We start from the raw sequence: 17302 nt of genomic DNA, 5'->3' as shown, positions 1-17302 counted from the left end.
CAAACGAGAAGGACGGGAAATGATGGACCGCCGGACGAAGTTAAGTATTTTATTGATGTCCGGGTGTCAGGCGCTGATGAACAGCACCACCTCCATCATGATTTCCTCGGCGGCGCTCGCAAGTCTTGTTTTGCTCGGCGATGACAAATCTCTTGCGACCGTGCCGGTAACGGCCGTTGTGACGGGAACGGCGATTGCAACCATTCCGGCCTCTTTCTTTATGCGGAAGGTCGGGCGCAAGCCCGGATTTCTCTTCGGCGTGATGATCGGCATCACAGGCGCGGCGATCTGCAGCTATGCCATTTGGATCAGCAGCTTCTGGCTGTTCGCATTCGGGGCCATATTTGTCGGCATGTCGACGGCATTCGGAAACTACTATCGTTTCGCCGCGATCGACATTGCTGGCAACAAGAACCGTAGCAAGGCCGTCTCTTATGTCTTGGCGGGCGGGGTGATCGCCGGTTTTCTCGGGCCGCAGATCGCAAGCCACAGCAAAGACCTGTTCGCGCCATTTATGTATCTCGGCTCTTATCTCTCAATCATAATTTTGGGGGCTATCTCCCTCATATTACTGAGCTTTGTCAGGATACCGAAAATGGTTATTCCTGATCATGAAACGAGCCAGCGTCCACTTTCGGAGATTGTCAAGCAGCCGACCTTCATCGTTGCGGTCTTAAGCGCCATGATTGGTTATGGTGTAATGAGCCTGATAATGACGGCGACGCCGCTCGCTATGGTCGGTTGCGGTCACGCGCCGAGTGATTCCTTCAATGTCATTAGTTGGCATGTGGTCGCCATGTTCGGCCCCAGCTTTTTCACGGGATCCCTGATTTCGCGCTATGGGGAATACAGGATCATTATTCTGGGCGCCCTGCTGGGTCTGGGAAGCGTAATCGTTTCTTTGATCGGACTGGAACTTGCGAACTTCTATATTGCTCTGGTCCTGCTCGGCCTCTCGTGGAACTTCATGTTTATCGGAGGCACGACACTGGTCGCCACAACATATCGGCCGTCAGAGACTGCGAAAGTCCAGGGGCTGAATGATTTTATGGTGTTTGGTACGGTGGCGACCGCATCCTTGATGAGCGGTCAGCTGCAGGAGCGGTTCGGCTGGGAAGTCGTCAATCTGGGGGCGTTGCCATTGCTCGGCTTCGTAATCCTGCTCGCACTCTGGAGCATGCGCGGACAGCGGCGGCGCGTCGCCGCTAAGTAGTAGTTGGGCAGGCGGGCCTGAGCCCGCCTCATACCTCAGTTGGTTAATTCAGACGAGGGACTTGCGGATCATTTCTCCGGCTTCCTCGGCATCGCCCCAGCGCTTGATCCGGACCCATTTATTTTCTTCCAGATCTTTATAATGCTCAAAGAAGTGGGAGATCTGGTCGAGCAGGATGCCGCGCAGATCGGAATAGTTGGCGATGTTGGAATAATAGGGGTGCAACTCATCGACCGGTACGCTCAGGATTTTCTCGTCCTGACCAGCCTCATCCTCCATGATTAATACGCCAACGGGACGTGCGCGGATGATGGCACCGGGCATGACCGGGATGGGGCCCGCCACCAGAACGTCGACCGGATCGCCATCATCGGCGAGGGTTTGGGGAATGAAGCCGTAGTTGCAGGGATAGAACATCGCCGTATGCAGGAACCGGTCGACAAACATCGCGCCGCTTTCCTTATCCACCTCATATTTGACGGGGACACCGCCAAGAGGGATTTCGATCACGACATTGACGTCCCGCGGTACATCTTTGCCCGCCGGAATTTTTGAAAGATCCATGACTCATTGTCTCCTGGGAAATACTGGCGCTGCGATAGCATGTTCCGGAAGATTTTGCCACCGGCTAATCAAAAAAAATCAAGTAAAAAGCATATGACAAAATGCTTGGAAAGGGCTGGCTAAATTAGGTATTTCCAATCCTTGCGCAAAATAAGGTAATCTGGCATTCTACTATTCGACCGGTACTTGAGAGAGCCCGGTTTCACATTTATGGGGGAATACTTCGCACAATAATCAACAAAAAACGTATGGCCATGTAACGGCCAGCTTGTAACTTTGATGGGGATGAAAGAATGTCAGTAGAATTATGGATTCCGATTGTCTGCGGACTGATAGCCTTGGGCTACGGTGTGTATGCAGGTAAGTCGGTTCTTTCGCGTGATGCCGGAACGGAAAAAATGCAGCAGATTTCGGCGGCAATTCAGGAAGGGGCATCTGCCTATCTGAACCGCCAGTATATGACCATCGGTCTCGTTGGGATCGTCATATTTGTTATTCTGTTCTTTATATTTGGTCTCAAGGTCGCCATTGGCTTCCTCATCGGCGCGGTTCTGTCCGGCGCGGCGGGCTTTATTGGCATGCATGTGTCTGTCCGCGCTAATGTGCGCACAGCCGCCGCAGCCTCCAAGAGCCTGAGCGACGGTCTTGACGTTTCATTCAAGGCGGGCGCGATCACGGGTATGTTGGTTGTCGGCCTCGCCTTGCTGGCGGTTGCCGGCTATTACGCTTATCTGACAAGCGCGGGCGTTGATGGCCGGGATATGGTCAACAGCCTTGTCGCTCTCAGCATGGGCGCGTCCCTTATTTCCATCTTCGCCCGTCTTGGCGGCGGTATCTTCACCAAAGGTGCTGATGTTGGCGCTGACCTCGTCGGTAAGGTCGAAGCCGGTATTCCTGAGGATGATCCTCGGAACCCTGCGGTTATCGCCGATAACGTGGGCGACAATGTCGGTGACTGCGCCGGTATGGCCGCTGACTTGTTCGAAACCTATGCAGTGACAGTTGTTGCGACCATGGTTCTGGGCTCCATCTATTTCGCGAATGATGCCGCCTTGATGAGCTATCCGCTGATGATCGGCGCAGTTTGTATCCTGACCTCCATTGTCGGTACGTTTTTCGTCAAACTTGGCGCCAATAACAGCATCATGGGCGCTCTTTATAAGGGCTTCCTCGTGACAACAGTCCTCTCTGCGATCGCGCTTTGGCCGGTCACTTCCTTTACCATCGGCATGGACACGGTCTATACGATTGGCGATAAGGAATTCACGGGGATGAGCCTGTTCTTCTGTGGTCTTGTTGGTCTCGTGGTGACGGGCCTGCTGATCTGGATCACGGAATATTATACCTCGACTGAATATCGTCCGGTACGCAGCATTGCCGCGGCCTCGGAAACGGGTCACGGCACCAATGTTATTCAGGGCCTTGCGGTCTCGATGGAAGCGACAGCCGTTCCGGCAATTATTATCTGTGCCGGTATTATCGTGTCCTATAATCTGGCGGCATTGTTCGGCATCGCGATTGCGGTGACAACGATGTTGGCGCTGGCCGGTATGATCGTCGCCCTCGATGCCTATGGTCCGGTAACGGATAACGCAGGTGGTATCGCGGAAATGGCAGAGATGGATGAGGATGTGCGTAAAACCACGGATGCGCTCGATGCCGTTGGGAATACAACGAAAGCCGTCACCAAGGGATATGCTATTGGTTCTGCCGGGCTGGGGGCATTGGTGCTGTTTGCCGCCTATACGGAGGATCTCAAGCATTTTATCAGTCTGGCGAGCCCGACCAAATTTCCGTTCTTCCAGGGCGTCACCCTCGATTTCAGCCTGCAAAATCCGTATATCGTTGTTGGCCTGATTTTGGGTGGATTATTGCCTTATTTGTTCGGGGCCATGGGCATGATGGCCGTGGGCCGGGCGGCGGGTTCCGTTGTGCGTGAGGTGCGTCGGCAGTTCAAGGAAATCCCCGGCATCATGGAAGGCACTGGCAAGCCTGATTATGGGCGTGCGGTGGATTTGCTGACCAAAGCGGCGATCAAGGAAATGATCATACCGTCCTTGCTGCCTTTGTTGGCGCCGATTGTCGTCTTCTTCGTGATATTGCTTATTGCGGATAAATCAGCCGCCTTCGCGACCCTTGGTGCCATGCTTCTGGGTGTGATTATCACCGGTCTCTTCGTCGCTGTCTCCATGACGGCGGGCGGCGGTGCCTGGGATAATGCCAAGAAGTATATCGAGGATGGGAACCACGGCGGCAAGGGCACAGATGCTCATGCGGCGGCGGTGACCGGTGATACGGTTGGCGATCCTTACAAGGATACAGCTGGTCCAGCCGTGAACCCGATGATCAAGATCACGAACATCATCGCACTCCTCTTATTGGCGGCGATGGCGCATTAAGCCAAAGCAGTCAAAGCCTAAAAGAAAACCCCCGGTTTTGGCCGGGGGTTTTTTTCTTGCGTGAAAACAATGGGGAGGAATTATTGCCCTTCTCCTGCGCTGTTAAACCGGCCAAGGTTTCCGAACAGCTGCTCCAGCAGGCCAAGCTTGCGTCCGCCGGTCGGGGTTTCCCGCTCGACAACCTCAATCTCCTGACCGTCTTCCTTCTTGAGGTCCCGGATCTCGGCCACTGTGTCATTGATGTCAAACTTGACAATGACAATATCGCGCTCGGTCACTTCCTTTGCGAAGAAGGCCAGATGTTCCGTCTTGCTGCTGATATAGTACCAGGTGTCGCCTTCGGTCTGGAAGGTCGCAATGCTGGAAGGAGAGCCCATGATTGCCTGCACCGAATCCTTATTGGTGACGCCCGCCTCGATCTGGGCAAGCTGCTCAGGGTCCAGGCGATAACCCTGGTTCGTCTTGATCGGATCACACGCGGTGAGCGCGAGGCCAAGAACGGCAATAGAAATCCCGGTCTTCAATCGTTTCATGGTTCCTTGCTCCGGCGTGTCTTTCGGTTGACTAACCGCCGCGAAATGCGTAACTCAAGGGTACTAAATGACTTGCCTATTGGCAATTGTCAAATTTTCTTGGAAACAGGACGCCGATGTTGATGAAAAACCGCATAGATGCCGGATTTACGGGGAAATCGCGTGGGAATAGCTGATTTATTTCGCCGCAACCCGCTGGAACGCCCAGCGGCCGACCTTTATGCGGAAATCGTCCGTCAGTCGCGCATTCCGGCTTTTTACGAGGACGCGGCGGTCCCCGACACAGTCGATGGCCGGTTCGAAATGATTTCGCTGCATGCCTTCCTGATTATGCGGCAGTTGAAAGGCGGCGGGGACAAGGCACAAAAACTTTCACAGGCCCTGTTCGATGAGATGTTCGCTGATATGGACCAATCCTTACGCGAAATTGGTATTGGCGACCTCAGCATTGGCAAGCACATCAAGAAAATGGCCAAGGCCTTTTATGGCCGCGTCGCGGCCTATGATTCTGCCCTTGATGGGGAGGGCGAGGAATCTCTCGCAGAAGCGCTGCGGCGGAACCATTACGGTACGGTCGATGAGGTTCCGGAAGAGGCCGTCGCGTCACTCGCGCGTTATCTGCGGGCGGCGGATCAGCGGCTTGCGGGGCAGGGGGTCGATATGCTGATGAAGGGAAATGCAGATTTCGGCGGGTTTGGCGCATGCTGACAGGCAGCGAAATTGCTAAATTTCACCCTTGTTTGACGGGGTGGGGGATGCCATTTGCGGGAAATGACAAAATCCGTTGACCGCAGGCATCTAAAACAGTATTTTCGCGCCTTCGAATCGCGTGCCCGACGGAATGACGCCGGCAGGTTATGCTTGTGCTGAATTTAGAAGGAACTATCGCCATGAAAGATACCGGGGGTGATGTCGCTCGGTTGATCAATGTCGAGCGTCTTGGGCGAGAGCCCCTGAAGTTCAATATTCAGGCGACGACAGAGGAATGTGAGGCTCTGGCGAAGTCGCTGGATATCCTTGGTCTTTCCGATGTAACGGCGCGCGGATCGTTGGTTCGTCAGGGAGCAAACGGTCAGGTGTTGCTGACGGGGCGCTTGCAGGCTGCGGCGGTTCAGGCCTGTGTCGTGTCGCTGGACCCGGTGGCACAAGCGATTGACGAAGAATTTACGGTGTTATACACCTTTGATCCGGAAGATCTCGTTGTCGAGGATATGGACAAGGTGGTGGGGCTGGAAGAGCCGGATCCGCCGGAGTTGATCGTAAATAACCGGATCGACCTGCTGACCATGGTGATGGAGCAGATCGCGCTGGCGCTGGAGCCTTATCCGCGACGGGCGGACCTGCCGGAGCCGGTGGAAGAAGAAGATTTAGACCTGGATCAGGTCAAGAAGGAGCAGGGGACACACCAACCCTTTGCAAATTTGAAGGACTTGATGAGCAAGAAGTGATATGAAGGCATAACGCTATCTCATATCAATGTAATTTATATTGTCGCCCTGGCGAAGGGCATCTGAAGTGAGAGACTGGAAAAATGGCAGTACCAAAGAGAAAGACCACCAAATCCAAACGCAACATGCGCCGGTCGCATGACGCGCTTGTCGGCACCCAGACGCAGGAATGCCCGAATTGCGGCGAAATGAAGCGCGCCCACCATATTTGCGGTTCATGTGGCCATTATGGCGACCGCGAAATCCTGGAAACGAGCGACATCCTCTAATCGGCGATTGCTGATTAGGATGGCCGGAACCGGACAGAAATATGCCTGAGAATATTGTCATTGCTCTTGATGCGATGGGAGGAGATGATGCTCCTGACATCGTGATTAAGGGCATCGACATTGTCCGTGTGCAATTTCCAAAGGCCCGTTTCCTATTGTTCGGCGATGAGGCGCGATTGGAGCCGCTCTTGAAAGCGTATCCCGGGGTGCGCGATGCTTGTGAGCTGCGCCACACGGATGAGGCCGTTAAATCAGAAGATAAGCCCAGCCAGGCGCTGCGGAAGGGGCGTAAGAGCAGTATGCGTCTTGCGATCGATTCTGTGCGTTCAGGAGAGGCCGGGGCGATTGTGTCTGCCGGTAATACCGGAGCTCTGATGGCGATGGCGAAAGTCTCGCTCCGAATGATGGCGGGGATTGACCGGCCGGCGATTGCCTCAGTCCTACCCTCCCCAAGGGGAGAGACGGTGATGCTTGATCTCGGCGCCAATGTCGAGTGTGATGCCGATAACCTCGTGCAGTTTGCCTTTATGGGCGCCGAATTTGCGCGCGCAGTGTTGGGCCGTGTTCCGCCTCGCGTCGCACTTCTCAATGTCGGGATTGAGGAACTCAAGGGCAACGATACGATCAAGGAGGCGGGAGAGCGCCTTAAATCGATCGAGCACCCGCCCTTTGAATATCAGGGTTTTGTTGAGGGCGATGATATCACCCGCGGCGTTGTTGACGTCATCGTTACCGATGGCTTTACCGGTAATGTCGCGCTGAAAACCGCAGAAGGAGTGGTGCGGCTCTTTACCGATTTCCTCCGCGCCGGTTTCAAAAGCTCGATTTTCGCTAAAATAGGCTATGTCTTCTCTCGGGGGGCTTGAACATCCTGAAAGAGCGGCTCGATCCGCGTATGTATAATGGCGGCGTTCTTCTCGGTCTCAATGGTCTCTGCGTGAAAAGCCATGGCGGGACCGATGAGATGGGTTTCGCCAATGCCATCGGGGTTGCCATCGAGATGGTTTCCGATGACATGATCGATAAAATGCGGAATAATTTCGAGACCTTTGATATGGCCGCGAAAATGAGTAATAATGCTGTCACGCCTGACGAAGACGCGGAAGAACAGCAATCTGCCGCTTCGGCATCCCGGCCCATCAAAAACACAAATAAAGCTTCCAGCACCGTAGAAGATGCCGGATAGAACAGGAAGTACATGCGTCGCTCAGTTATTACCGCCACCGGATCCTACCTTCCCAAACGTATTGTCACGAATGACGAGTTGTCCAAGAGAGTCGATACGACGGACGAATGGATTGTCGCCCGTTCCGGCATCAAGCAGCGACATATCGCAGCGGATGACGAGCTAACCTCCGATCTGGCAACCCATGCGGCGAAAGCGGCGCTGGAGATGGCGGGGCTGACGCCCGATGACATCGACCTGGTAATCCTTGCCACCGCGACGCCTGATGAGACATTCCCCGCGTCTGCAACGGTGGTGCAGAAGAACCTCGGCATGACGCGCGGTTTTGCTTTCGACGTTCAGGCTGTCTGTACAGGTTTTCTCTTCGCGCTGGCGACGGCGGATAATTTCGTCAAATCCGGTCAGGTTAATCGCGCTCTGGTTATAGGGGCGGAGACATTCTCGCGCATTCTCGATTGGGAAGACCGCACGACCTGCGTTCTCTTTGCGGATGGCGCGGGCGCGGTTATTCTGGAGGCGGAGGACGGCGCAGGCACATCGGATGACCGCGGCATTCTCACCAGCCATCTGCATTCAGACGGCGACAAGCATGATCTTCTCTATGTCGATGGCGGCCCGTCCTCGACCCAGACGACCGGTTTCCTCCGGATGGAGGGGCGGGAGGTTTTCCGACATGCAGTGAATAACCTTGCCAGCGTCGTCCATGAGGCGATGGAGGCAACGGGCCTGACCACCGAGGATATCGACTGGCTGGTGCCGCATCAGGCGAACAAGCGGATCATCGACGGGACCGGTCGAAAACTTAAACTTGATCCTAAGAAAGTTGTTTTAACTGTCGATAAACACGGTAATACTTCCGCCGCATCTGTGCCGCTTGCCTTGGATGAGGCGGTGCGGGATGGGCGCATCAAGCGCGGCGATTTGCTGCTGCTGGAGGCTATGGGCGGGGGCTTTACTTGGGGCTCTGCGCTGGTCCGCTGGTAGTCGCGTCTCGCGAATCTCTTTTTCGGCAACTTCTATAGGCCGTCAAATCCGCGATCAATTTCAATCAGTTATCGTGTCTTTTTGCCAAAAACAGGGCTTTTCGGCGGGTAACAGCCGATAATTACACCTTTATGATTGACGAGGCCCGTCGCATTGATAATCCTGTAAAGTCTAATGGGGTGATAACATGACGAAAAATACTTTAACCAGAGCAAATTTGGCAGAGGCTGTTTATCAGCAGGTCGGCCTGTCCCGCAATGAATCCGCGGATCATGTCGAGGCTATTCTGTCAGAAATTTCGGACCGGCTTGTCGCTGGCGAGACTGTAAAGATTTCTTCCTTCGGCAGCCTGCAGGTGCGGCAGAAAACCGGACGGATCGGCCGTAACCCGAAAACGGGGGAGGAAGTGCCGATTAACCCGCGCCGGGTACTCGTCTTTCGCGCGTCGCATGTCCTGAAGGACAAGATCAATAAGGGCAACGGTGGCGCATAAGGTGGCGAGAGAAGCACAGAAACTGCAAAAATCGCCTGATGCCTTCCGCACCATCAGTGAAGTCTCGGCGGAGCTGGAAGTTCCGCAGCATGTCCTGCGTTTTTGGGAAACCAAGTTCAAGGTCGTCAAGCCGCTGAAACGCGGTGGCGGTCGGCGGTACTACCGCCCCTCCGATGTGGAGCTGATCCGCGGCATTCGCGACCTTCTCTATAAACATGGCTTTACGATTCGCGGGGCGCAGAAGCTCCTGAAAGAGCAGGGGGGCGCATCGATAATGTCGATGCCATGGTCTCCGCCGCGCGGGCGGAGGGGAACCCGGCGCTCAGCCAGTCGGCCGGTGACGGCGGCGGTGATCCTCTTTCCGGTGATGCGAAGGCGCAGCTCCGCGGTGTGTTGAGTGATCTGAAAGAGCTGAAAGAGATGCTCGCCTAGGCGCTCTTGCGGGAGATTTTTGCAGGATAAAAAAGTGGGTTTGGTGCCATAACGGGCGTTGCCATCGCGCGCGGGCGTCAGTATAGTGCGCCAGCCTTGGGCCGGTAACACACGGCCCGGTCGCCAGGATCTGGCGGGCAGTAGCGCAGCCTGGTAGCGCACTTCGCTGGGGGCGAAGGGGTCGGAGGTTCGAATCCTCTCTGCCCGACCAAATTGAAAGCCTCGAAACCTCACGGTTTCGGGGCTTTTTTAGTGGGTATTTTATAATCCAACCAACATAAGCAGGAATTTTTCTATTAGTTCCCAAGATTGATTTATCAGTGCCACTACAGCCGCATATTTTTCAATTCTTATACCTGCGAAATAGCTTGCTATGGACTTTAAATAGGCGACAAGCTCTCTAAGAGTGTTGACGATTTCGGGAGGAAAATTTGGAAGTTTTTGGAGGGTTATTGAGACGTTGACTGCTTGCTTTAGTACTTCCAGATCGTCTTGCGAAAGAGGCATTTCTTCCGTATTTGGGATCGATTTGAATTCTTCATTATTCCCATGAAATTTTTCGAGTTCGTCACGGAGCTTTTCGAGTTTTAAAAGGCTTTCGTTCTTGATCGTTTTTGCTCCGCCAGTCGGGGTCTTTCCTACAGGAATGCTTATTCGATCTTCTGGGTTGGCCCTGAGCGATGATGCAGGATTGGTTGTATTATCAGTCGCTTTTTCAAACTTGGATTTTTCAGTGTCTAGGAGCTTGTTTCTTTCTTCGGCTTTTAAATCTTCAGGTGTTTCACTCGATGCGACGTGTGGACGATCTACGCGACGTATAATATCAACAAGAATTTCAAAATTTTCAGGTAAATCTATATTAGTTTGATCATCAACTTCAGCCCAATTTAAGTCACATCCTTCCAAATTGGCATTTCGAAAGTCTGCACCCCGGAGGATAGAAGATCTTAAATCTGCACCCTTTAAAACAGTGTTATGAAGTTTAGAGCCTTGTAGATTGCATTTCTCCATTAATGCGTCATGTAATGTCGCACCGTTCAAGTTGGCGCTTTGCAAGTTAGCAGTTTCTAAGGTAGCTGATCTAATATCAGCGCCCTGTAATGCGGCGCTTTGCAAATTAGCTCGGGTTAATTTTGCTCTCCGCATACCGGCATTCTGCAAATTGGCGCTTTTCAAATTAGCCCCTTGCAAGTTGGTTCCTCGCATTTTGGCGTCTTGGAGATCTGCACTCAGCAAATCGGCGCCTTGGAGATCCATGTTTTGTAAGTCAGCATGAGATAGGTCTGCACCTTGTAATTCTGGGTTTCTCCAAGTTCCATCCCGAATTTTTTTACAAGCTCTTGATTAGCCATCGCCTTTCCCCCTCAATTGATCACAAAGCACGTATTAAGAGAAGTTTAGACTGTTAGTTTCTCCAGTCAATCAATCCCGCAGGCGGCCGGGCCGCCCCCTGCGGCGGGGTGTCGCAATACCCTTTTCGCTATATTGCTTTTGCCGGCGATTGGGCTATGTTGCGGGCCATGACGATGGACGTACATACAGGCGCAGGCGCGCCCGCGGCGGATGGTCGCAAACTGGTGATTGGCTGGCTGGCGCTGGTGGCGGTGCTGGTGTTTGCGATGATCGTGCTGGGCGGGGTGACGCGGCTGACCAATTCGGGCCTGTCGATGACCGACTGGAAGCCGGTGACGGGCTGGCTGCCGCCCTTGAGCCATGAGGCCTGGATGGCGGAGTTCGAACGCTACAAGGCGTTCCCCGAATACCAGAAAATCAACAAGGGCATGAGCCTTTCCGAGTTTCAGGGCATCTACGCTTTCGAGTTTGCGCATCGGGTGTTGGGCCGGGTGATCGGCCTCGCGTTTTTTGTGCCGTTCGTCCTGCTATTGTTGTTCCGAAAAATTCCGAGACAAATGGCGCCCCGGCTCGCGCTGCTCTTTCTGCTCGGCGCGGCGCAGGGCGGCATGGGCTGGTTTATGGTCAAGAGCGGCCTGGTCGATCAACCGGACGTCAGCCATTACCGCCTGACTGCGCATCTCGCGCTCGCCAGCCTGATATTCTCCGTGCTGCTGTGGACGATTTTCGACCTCACCCGGCCCGTGATTGAAAGGGCCGTGCCCGCGAGCGCTATGGTTCGGCAGACCGGGTATTTCCTGCTGTTCCTGATCGCGCTTCAGATATTGATCGGCGGGTTCGTCGCCGGGCTCAGTGCGGGCTTTGTCTATACGGACTGGCCGCTGATGGGCGGCAGCTTCATCCCCGAGGATTTCCTTTATATGCAGCCGCTCTATCACAACTTCCTCGAAAATCCGGGGACGGTCCAGTTTGTCCACCGTATGATTGCCTATATTATCGCGCTCGTCGCCATCTGGCTCTATCTCACGAGCCGGAGCGGAAGCATTAGCGCACGGCTGCGCCTTGGTGTGTCGCTGCTGGTCAGCCTGGTTTTCGCGCAGGTGTTCCTCGGGATCGTGACGCTGCTTCATGTGGTGCCGGTCGCCCTTGGCGCGGCGCATCAGGCGGGCGGGATGCTGGTGCTCGCCGCCGCGCTCTTCGTGGTGCATGAAATCCGGGCGGAGCGGGCACAATAAAACCGGCCAGCGGATGCTGACCGGTCGGAGGACATGGTATAAAGCTTTCCCTTACGGGAAATCGCATAGGGTGCGGAGCCAATATACTGCCGTGTTATTCGCCGTCATCAGAGTTAAGTTGGATTTCCATCTTCATCTAACCCGCCTGGCGTGCCAATAGTATCTTCGCCGCCTACTCCGTCGTCGGGCGTGTCATTGGTAACGTCACCGCCATCTCTCCGGTCATCGTTCTGTGGATCTCCTGACGGTCCATCGAAGCTACAGCCGGCCAGCATAAGGCCGGAAAGAAGCGAAAATACTATTAATAAGTTAAATATATTATTCATAATAAACTCCAGATAGAAAATTAGGATAAAAAAATCGTTGGACGCCGTATTGGCGCAATCAAAAACAGCCCCAGGGACCCCAGGGCTGGCTAGTTATCTCTGTGAGGTCGTTACGTCGCTCTGTAACGAGCTTTGATTAATCATCTACCAGGGATTCGAGCAGGTTTATCAGGCCGTCCTCATATTGCAGCGCTTCAAAACGTACAGCTTTAGATTCATAGTAGGTATTGGCACCGATTGTGGCGCCGCTGACAGTTGTATAGCTAAAGCCGCCTTTGCCGGTATTAATTTTTGACGGGAAAGTCGGGGCCATCAGTTTGGCATTATTGATATTGACCGTTCCAGCGATGCTGCCGGTGTTAGAAGACCCAAAGAAAGCGGCATAGTTCCCGTTATTTACGATGTTTCCAGTCGCGCCAGTGACGCTGATATCCAGAGCGCTGTTGCCATATGTGCCGATTTGCCCGTCACTGCCACTGCTAACGGGCGGAGTTACGCCAGTAATACTCCCTGCGATAGCGGGACTGGCAAAGAGTGAAAGAGTAAAAGCCGCAATAATAAGTTTTTTCATAATAAATTCCTTTCGCGAAAATAAATTAAAAATGACGCTAACCTGTTGGATGAAATATTTTTAAGGTTTCGGTGGTTGTATCCTCGACCCCCTCAACAGAGTCGACGATTTGCTGACAGCTATCCCGTAATTCGGGGCTCCGCTCAGACAGCATCTCATAGAGCCCGAACTGCAGCATGGAGCGAAGAGAGAGCTGCAATGGCTCACGGTTCTGGACATTGACATCAAGATCGACCAGCGTGTCGCCAAAGAAGCGTCCGATCCCGAATCCAGCCTCGTCGGCAAAAATCTGCTTGGATATATTGACCGCCGCCAATACCTTTGATGTGCGCGCATCAGTCAGATGCAAATCCAGCCCGATAATTGCGCGGTTCTGCCGATAGCGCGGGCCGATCCCTGCAATGGTCACCTCCGCTGCGGCACCTGGGATAAAGTCCAGCGTGTTGATCGATCCGGTAATATAATAATCCATCCGGACGAACTGTTTCGTATCCCGGATCCCAAGCTGGATTTCCGAAATGATGGGCCGCGGGTCGCGCCGGTTCACGACAGTTTCCGCCTTCGCCTGCATCAGTGAGGTTTGCATCATGTCGCCTGCGCCCTGGCTGACATACTTACCCGTGCCTGCATATTCGGAGCTGAATTTTCCGGTCGCGTCTATGATTTCGCCGACTGCCCAGACGCCAGGCATTACGTTCTTTTCTGCGATGCAGGCTATCAGACGATCATAAGGTGTGATCAGCGATTGAACCGGCGGCCCTTTTTCCTGACTAATATTTTTGTCACCGAAGCCAATGCAACCGGTCAAGAGAAGAGAGATCAATAATGTGGCACTAATGCTGTGTTGCATTGGAATTTTCAACTTGGCAAGGGGCGCCATCAATTGTGTTGCCGGTTTTTCCGGGAGACTCAACATTGGTCAACCCGCCGACCGCCCCACAATTTCCGGTACTGATCTGCACGTTTTCAAGTGAGCTTTCTGAGAAAACAGTCTGGGCACCGATGGTAACATTCGAAACATAGAGATTGTTTTGCGACCACTGGTCGTAATATCCACCATTTTGTCGTTCAATGGCTTCAGCTGTGGTCAGCTTGACCAGCTTGTCATAAGATGATTGAAAACCGGCACTGTTATTCCAGCCTTCTGCGGCGGAAATGCTGCCGTCTTTGGCCGCGACTATTGTCGGACAAATAGATAGGAATATTGTCGAAATGATGAATAAATATTTCATGGTTATTTTGTTTTATCTATGGATATTTATTTAAATGATAGTAAATAAATATTTTTCAATAATAATATGTAATTAAAATGATTAAAAATATAGATCATATTGTTTTAACTGTTTCGAATGTTGAGAGAACCAAGTATTTTTATTGTGAATTATTGGAAATGACTTATGAAGAGTTCGGGGAAGGGAGGCGCGCGCTGAAGTTTGGGACGTCGAAAATAAACCTGCATTTGGTCGGGCAGGAGTTCGAACCAAAGGCGCATCTGGCGAAACCCGGCACGGCGGATCTCTGCTTTATTATCGAGGGGGAGCTGGAGGAGATGCAGGCCCGGCTGGTTGCGGCCGGGATTGCCATTCTCGAAGGGCCGGTGGCCCGGACAGGGGCGAGGGGGTCGATCACGTCAATTTACGTGCGCGACCCCGATCTCAACCTGATAGAGCTATCCGTCTATGACGGACAGGGTTAGCTGGCGCTGATCGCCTGTTCCAGATCGGCGATGATGTCATCGACATTCTCGATCCCGATGGAAAGACGGACGACATCCGGCCCGGCACCCGCCGCGACCTGCTGTTCCTCGGTCAGCTGGCGATGGGTGGTGGAGCTTGGGTGAATGATCAGGCTCCGGGTATCGCCGATATTGGCAAGATGGGAGAACAGCTCCACCGATTCCACGACCTTCACGCCTGCGTCATAGCCGCCCTTGATCCCGAAGGTGAGGACGGCGCCCGCGCCGCCGTTCAGATATTTCTGGCCAAGCTCAAAATAAGGATCGCCTTTCAGACCGGCATAGGAAACCCAGCTGACCTTGTCATGGTTCTTTAGATACTCGGCAACCTTGAGGGCATTCTCGCTGTGCCGTTCCATGCGAAGGGGCAGGGTCTCGATCCCGGTCAGGATCATGAAGGCGTTGAACGGGGAGAGGGCGGGGCCCAAATCGCGCAGGCCCAGGGCGCGGCAAGCGATGCCGAAACCAAGCTGGCCGAAAGTCTCATGGAATTTGAGGCCGTGATAGGACTCGTTCGGCTGACTCAGGGTCGGGAACTTGTCGGACGCGCTCCAGTCGAACTTGCCGCTATCGACGATTATGCCGCCCATGGAATTGCCGTGGCCGCAGAGGAATTTCGTCGCTGAATGAACGACGATATCGGCACCCCATTCAATCGGGCGGCAATGGTACGGCGTGGCGAGCGTATTATCGACAATAAGTGGGATGCCCGCGTCATGGGCGATCTTGGCAATCGCGTCGATATCGGTCATCACGCCGCCGGGGTTGGCGAGGCTCTCGATAAAGATGGCCTTGCATTTTGGAGTCAGGGCCTTCTTGAAATCTTCCGGGTCTTTCGGGTCTACGAAGATGGCGTTCCAGTCGAATTTCTTGAACGACTGGCCGAACTGGGTGATGGAGCCGCCATATAAACGGGTGGAGGCGAGGAATTCATCGCCCGGCTGCATTAATGTATGAAAGACGATCAGCTGCGCGGCATGACCGGAGGAGACCGCAAGGCCGGTCGCGCCGCCTTCCAGAGTCGCCACCCGTTCCTCCAGCACTGCATTGGTCGGATTGGTCAGGCGGGAATAGATATTGCCGAAGGCCTGAAGGTTGAACAGTTCCGCCGCGTGATCCGCATCGTCAAACACAAAGCCGGAGGTCTGATAGATCGGGGTGACGCGGGCGCCAGTGGTCGGGTCCGGCGTCGCGCCGGCATGGATGGAGAGAGTCTCGAATTTTGGGGTGCTCATGTTATTTTTTCCCTACTAGTTTTGATCTTTTTGATGAAATAACGCCGGATCGACCACCCATAAAGGCAATTTCCCCGGACAGTCGTCCGAATTCGATTTTGGGACAGCGGTTCATGACGACTTTCAGGCCTGCGGCCTCCGCCACCTTCGCCGCTTCGTCATGGCGAACACCAAGTTGCATCCAGATGACCTTCGCGCCGATCTTGATGGCCTCGTCCACGATCGGCGGAATGGCGTCGGAGCTGCGAAAACAATCAACCATATCGATCGGGTCAGGGATATCGGACAGCGACGCATAGGCCATCTCGCCTAAGAGTTCCTGTCCCGCGAGGCCCGGATTGACCGGAATACAGCGATATCCCTTGCGCTTCATATATTTCATGACGTAGTAGCTCGGTCGCGAGGGGTTACTGCTCGCGCCGACCACGGCAACAGTCTTCACCTCGTTGAGGATCCCGCCGATATAATCATCGGCGTATGCGTCGTGATCCATGGAGCCTATTTTCCCCGCCAGACAGGTGCGCGCTTCTCCTTGAAAGCGGTCATGCCTTCCTGCCCATCCTCGGAGGCGATGTTTTCCTGCATAACACCGGACGTGAATTTGTAGGCTTCATCAAGGGGCATATTAAGCTGCTTGTAAAAGGCCGATTTGCCGAGTTTCAGGACCAGCGGCGATTTCGATGCGATATTCTTCGCCATTGCCTGTAGATGATCGTCCAGTTCGCCTTCGGGCAGGGCGGCATTGATCAGGCCAATTTCCATCGCGCGCCCGGCGTCAATAAAGTCACCACTGACCAGCATTTCCATCGCCTGTTTTGGCGCGACATTGCGGCTGAGGGCGACCATGGGGGTGGAGCAGAACAGCCCGAAATTAACGCCCGAGGTGGCGAATTTCGAATTTGCCGACGCGTAAGCCAAATCGCAGGACGCAACAAGCTGCGTTCCCGCCGCCGTCACCGCGCCATCGATGCGGGCGATCACCGGCTGCGGCAGGGTGACGACACCCTGCATCATGGTACAGCATTGTTTTAAGAGATCGCCGTCCGTCCCCTCCTCATGGGAGGCGATGACTTCCTTGAGATTATGCCCGGAACTGAAAACCGGACCCGTCGCCTCGATGATCACGACATGAATGTCTGTTGATGCCGCAATCTCATCGAGCAACTCCTGCATCCGCCCCATCATCTTGCGCGAGAGGGAGTTGCGGCTTGTCGGATCGTTGAGCGTTATTGTGGCGATGTGATCAGCCACGTTGAACCGGATGATGTCCTCGTTGTCCTTGTTCGTTATTTCTCTGCTAGACATTCGGGTATTCCTCGTAAATTC

The 17302-nt window shown here is 53.9% G+C and carries 20 protein-coding genes, 1 tRNA gene and 2 pseudogenes; 12 read left to right on the top strand and 11 right to left on the bottom strand.

The features are described 5' to 3' along the window. The first annotated feature begins 19 nt into the window (after positions 1-19). Positions 20-1213, top strand: coding sequence for an MFS transporter (locus AC0L73_RS04135; RefSeq protein WP_265334818.1), 1194 nt, complete (start codon positions 20-22; stop codon positions 1211-1213). Between the two features lie 48 nt (positions 1214-1261). Here AC0L73_RS04135 and ppa read toward each other — a convergent pair whose 3' ends face one another. Beyond that, positions 1262-1777 (bottom strand): inorganic diphosphatase, encoded by a 516-nt coding sequence (ppa, locus tag AC0L73_RS04130; RefSeq protein WP_227950043.1) that lies wholly within the window; start codon positions 1775-1777, stop codon positions 1262-1264. A gap of 293 nt (positions 1778-2070) precedes the next feature. On the opposite strand from ppa, the gene AC0L73_RS04125 reads away from it, so the two are divergent. Beyond that, a complete protein-coding gene (locus AC0L73_RS04125) occupies positions 2071-4176 on the top strand; it encodes a sodium-translocating pyrophosphatase (RefSeq protein ID WP_473654948.1) in 2106 nt (701 codons plus the stop codon). An 80-nt stretch (positions 4177-4256) separates the two neighbouring features. Here the strand turns inward: AC0L73_RS04125 and AC0L73_RS04120 are convergent, their stop codons facing one another. Then, positions 4257-4709 carry an outer membrane protein assembly factor BamE gene (locus AC0L73_RS04120; RefSeq protein ID WP_473654947.1) on the bottom strand — a complete coding sequence of 151 codons (453 nt, stop codon included), beginning with the start codon at positions 4707-4709 and terminating at the stop codon, positions 4257-4259. A 162-nt stretch (positions 4710-4871) separates the two neighbouring features. Here AC0L73_RS04120 and AC0L73_RS04115 point away from each other — a divergent pair, with 162 nt between their 5' ends. From AC0L73_RS04115 to AC0L73_RS04080, 8 genes and pseudogenes are all read left to right on the top strand, one after another. Further along, positions 4872-5417, top strand: coding sequence for a ubiquinol-cytochrome C chaperone family protein (locus tag AC0L73_RS04115; protein WP_227950049.1), 546 nt, complete (start codon positions 4872-4874; stop codon positions 5415-5417). 182 nt (positions 5418-5599) lie between these two features. Beyond that, a complete protein-coding gene (locus tag AC0L73_RS04110) occupies positions 5600-6157 on the top strand; it encodes a YceD family protein (RefSeq protein ID WP_227950051.1) in 558 nt (185 codons plus the stop codon). Between the two features lie 83 nt (positions 6158-6240). Then, entirely contained in the window at positions 6241-6426 is a 186-nt protein-coding gene (rpmF, locus tag AC0L73_RS04105) for a 50S ribosomal protein L32 (RefSeq protein ID WP_227950053.1), read from the top strand. 41 nt (positions 6427-6467) lie between these two features. Further along, positions 6468-7612 (top strand): annotated as a pseudogene (gene plsX, locus AC0L73_RS04100) (phosphate acyltransferase PlsX). A 12-nt stretch (positions 7613-7624) separates the two neighbouring features. Next, on the top strand, positions 7625-8596 hold the full coding sequence (locus tag AC0L73_RS04095; protein ID WP_473654946.1) for a beta-ketoacyl-ACP synthase III: 972 nt from the start codon (positions 7625-7627) through the stop codon (positions 8594-8596). Positions 8597-8783: 187 nt separating this feature from the next. Beyond that, a complete protein-coding gene (locus tag AC0L73_RS04090; protein WP_227950059.1) occupies positions 8784-9089 on the top strand; it encodes an integration host factor subunit alpha in 306 nt (101 codons plus the stop codon). Between the two features lie 22 nt (positions 9090-9111). Then, positions 9112-9372 (top strand): annotated as a pseudogene (locus tag AC0L73_RS04085) (MerR family transcriptional regulator); the annotation flags it as partial. Positions 9373-9655: 283 nt separating this feature from the next. Continuing rightward, positions 9656-9732: transfer RNA gene (locus AC0L73_RS04080), tRNA-Pro, on the top strand. A 50-nt stretch (positions 9733-9782) separates the two neighbouring features. Here AC0L73_RS04080 and AC0L73_RS04075 read toward each other — a convergent pair. After that, positions 9783-10778, bottom strand: a complete 996-nt coding sequence (locus AC0L73_RS04075; RefSeq protein WP_473654945.1) for a pentapeptide repeat-containing protein — start codon at positions 10776-10778, stop codon at positions 9783-9785. After that, complete coding sequence (locus AC0L73_RS04070) at positions 10751-10873, bottom strand: hypothetical protein (protein WP_473654944.1); 123 nt, start codon at positions 10871-10873, stop codon at positions 10751-10753. Before AC0L73_RS04070 ends, AC0L73_RS04075 begins: the two co-directional genes overlap by 28 nt. Positions 10874-11041: 168 nt before the next feature. Between AC0L73_RS04070 and AC0L73_RS04065 the strand changes: the two genes are divergently transcribed. Beyond that, complete coding sequence (locus AC0L73_RS04065) at positions 11042-12109, top strand: COX15/CtaA family protein (RefSeq protein WP_473654943.1); 1068 nt, start codon at positions 11042-11044, stop codon at positions 12107-12109. Positions 12110-12222: 113 nt separating this feature from the next. Here the strand turns inward: AC0L73_RS04065 and AC0L73_RS04060 are convergent, their stop codons facing one another. The 4 genes from AC0L73_RS04060 to AC0L73_RS04045 form a co-directional block, all read right to left on the bottom strand. Next, on the bottom strand, positions 12223-12435 hold the full coding sequence (locus AC0L73_RS04060) for a hypothetical protein (RefSeq protein ID WP_473654942.1): 213 nt from the start codon (positions 12433-12435) through the stop codon (positions 12223-12225). Positions 12436-12571: 136 nt separating this feature from the next. Then, the gene (locus tag AC0L73_RS04055) at positions 12572-13006 is read right to left on the bottom strand and encodes a hypothetical protein (protein WP_227950072.1); all 435 of its coding nucleotides are present in this window, start codon (positions 13004-13006) and stop codon (positions 12572-12574) included. Between the two features lie 37 nt (positions 13007-13043). After that, positions 13044-13856 carry a CsgG/HfaB family protein gene (locus AC0L73_RS04050; protein WP_473654941.1) on the bottom strand — a complete coding sequence of 271 codons (813 nt, stop codon included), beginning with the start codon at positions 13854-13856 and terminating at the stop codon, positions 13044-13046. Further along, on the bottom strand, positions 13840-14238 hold the full coding sequence (locus AC0L73_RS04045) for a hypothetical protein (protein ID WP_473654940.1): 399 nt from the start codon (positions 14236-14238) through the stop codon (positions 13840-13842). Before AC0L73_RS04045 ends, AC0L73_RS04050 begins: the two co-directional genes overlap by 17 nt. Positions 14239-14315: 77 nt before the next feature. Here AC0L73_RS04045 and AC0L73_RS04040 point away from each other — a divergent pair, with 77 nt between their 5' ends. Further along, the gene (locus AC0L73_RS04040) at positions 14316-14702 is read left to right on the top strand and encodes a VOC family protein (RefSeq protein ID WP_473654939.1); all 387 of its coding nucleotides are present in this window, start codon (positions 14316-14318) and stop codon (positions 14700-14702) included. Here AC0L73_RS04040 and AC0L73_RS04035 read toward each other — a convergent pair. Genes AC0L73_RS04035 through AC0L73_RS04025 form a run of 3 tightly spaced genes read right to left on the bottom strand, consistent with a single transcriptional unit; the run spans position 14699 to position 17281 of the window. Beyond that, positions 14699-15976: an O-acetylhomoserine aminocarboxypropyltransferase gene (locus tag AC0L73_RS04035; RefSeq protein WP_473654938.1), complete on the bottom strand. Its 1278-nt coding sequence runs from the start codon at positions 15974-15976 to the stop codon at positions 14699-14701. The genes AC0L73_RS04040 and AC0L73_RS04035 overlap by 4 nt on opposite strands. 1 nt (position 15977) lies before the next feature. Next, positions 15978-16469: a CoA-binding protein gene (locus AC0L73_RS04030; protein WP_473654937.1), complete on the bottom strand. Its 492-nt coding sequence runs from the start codon at positions 16467-16469 to the stop codon at positions 15978-15980. A gap of 5 nt (positions 16470-16474) precedes the next feature. Then, complete coding sequence (locus AC0L73_RS04025) at positions 16475-17281, bottom strand: enoyl-CoA hydratase (RefSeq protein WP_473654936.1); 807 nt, start codon at positions 17279-17281, stop codon at positions 16475-16477. Positions 17282-17302 lie beyond the last annotated feature (21 nt).

The organism is Sneathiella sp. D3-11 (genome assembly GCF_055809395.1).
Note: the sequence above shows the minus strand (reverse complement) of the source record. Positions and strands in the feature narration are given on the sequence as shown.

Excerpts from the sequence above, each read along its gene's own strand:
- AC0L73_RS04035 (WP_473654938.1), bottom strand. The coding sequence starts at position 15,976 with ATGAGCACCCCAAAATTCGAGACTCTCTCCATCCATGCCGGCGCGACG.
- AC0L73_RS04065 (WP_473654943.1), top strand. The coding sequence starts at position 11,042 with ATGACGATGGACGTACATACAGGCGCAGGCGCGCCCGCGGCGGATGGT.
- AC0L73_RS04040 (WP_473654939.1), top strand. The coding sequence starts at position 14,316 with ATGATTAAAAATATAGATCATATTGTTTTAACTGTTTCGAATGTTGAG.
- rpmF (WP_227950053.1), top strand. The coding sequence starts at position 6,241 with ATGGCAGTACCAAAGAGAAAGACCACCAAATCCAAACGCAACATGCGC.
- AC0L73_RS04055 (WP_227950072.1), bottom strand. The coding sequence starts at position 13,006 with ATGAAAAAACTTATTATTGCGGCTTTTACTCTTTCACTCTTTGCCAGT.
- AC0L73_RS04095 (WP_473654946.1), top strand. The coding sequence starts at position 7,625 with ATGCGTCGCTCAGTTATTACCGCCACCGGATCCTACCTTCCCAAACGT.
- AC0L73_RS04030 (WP_473654937.1), bottom strand. The coding sequence starts at position 16,469 with ATGGATCACGACGCATACGCCGATGATTATATCGGCGGGATCCTCAAC.
- AC0L73_RS04045 (WP_473654940.1), bottom strand. The coding sequence starts at position 14,238 with ATGAAATATTTATTCATCATTTCGACAATATTCCTATCTATTTGTCCG.
- AC0L73_RS04025 (WP_473654936.1), bottom strand. The coding sequence starts at position 17,281 with ATGTCTAGCAGAGAAATAACGAACAAGGACAACGAGGACATCATCCGG.
- ppa (WP_227950043.1), bottom strand. The coding sequence starts at position 1,777 with ATGGATCTTTCAAAAATTCCGGCGGGCAAAGATGTACCGCGGGACGTC.
- AC0L73_RS04050 (WP_473654941.1), bottom strand. The coding sequence starts at position 13,856 with ATGCAACACAGCATTAGTGCCACATTATTGATCTCTCTTCTCTTGACC.
- AC0L73_RS04090 (WP_227950059.1), top strand. The coding sequence starts at position 8,784 with ATGACGAAAAATACTTTAACCAGAGCAAATTTGGCAGAGGCTGTTTAT.
- AC0L73_RS04120 (WP_473654947.1), bottom strand. The coding sequence starts at position 4,709 with ATGAAACGATTGAAGACCGGGATTTCTATTGCCGTTCTTGGCCTCGCG.
- AC0L73_RS04075 (WP_473654945.1), bottom strand. The coding sequence starts at position 10,778 with ATGGATCTCCAAGGCGCCGATTTGCTGAGTGCAGATCTCCAAGACGCC.
- AC0L73_RS04070 (WP_473654944.1), bottom strand. The coding sequence starts at position 10,873 with ATGGCTAATCAAGAGCTTGTAAAAAAATTCGGGATGGAACTTGGAGAA.
- AC0L73_RS04135 (WP_265334818.1), top strand. The coding sequence starts at position 20 with ATGATGGACCGCCGGACGAAGTTAAGTATTTTATTGATGTCCGGGTGT.
- AC0L73_RS04110 (WP_227950051.1), top strand. The coding sequence starts at position 5,600 with ATGAAAGATACCGGGGGTGATGTCGCTCGGTTGATCAATGTCGAGCGT.
- AC0L73_RS04125 (WP_473654948.1), top strand. The coding sequence starts at position 2,071 with ATGTCAGTAGAATTATGGATTCCGATTGTCTGCGGACTGATAGCCTTG.
- AC0L73_RS04060 (WP_473654942.1), bottom strand. The coding sequence starts at position 12,435 with ATGAATAATATATTTAACTTATTAATAGTATTTTCGCTTCTTTCCGGC.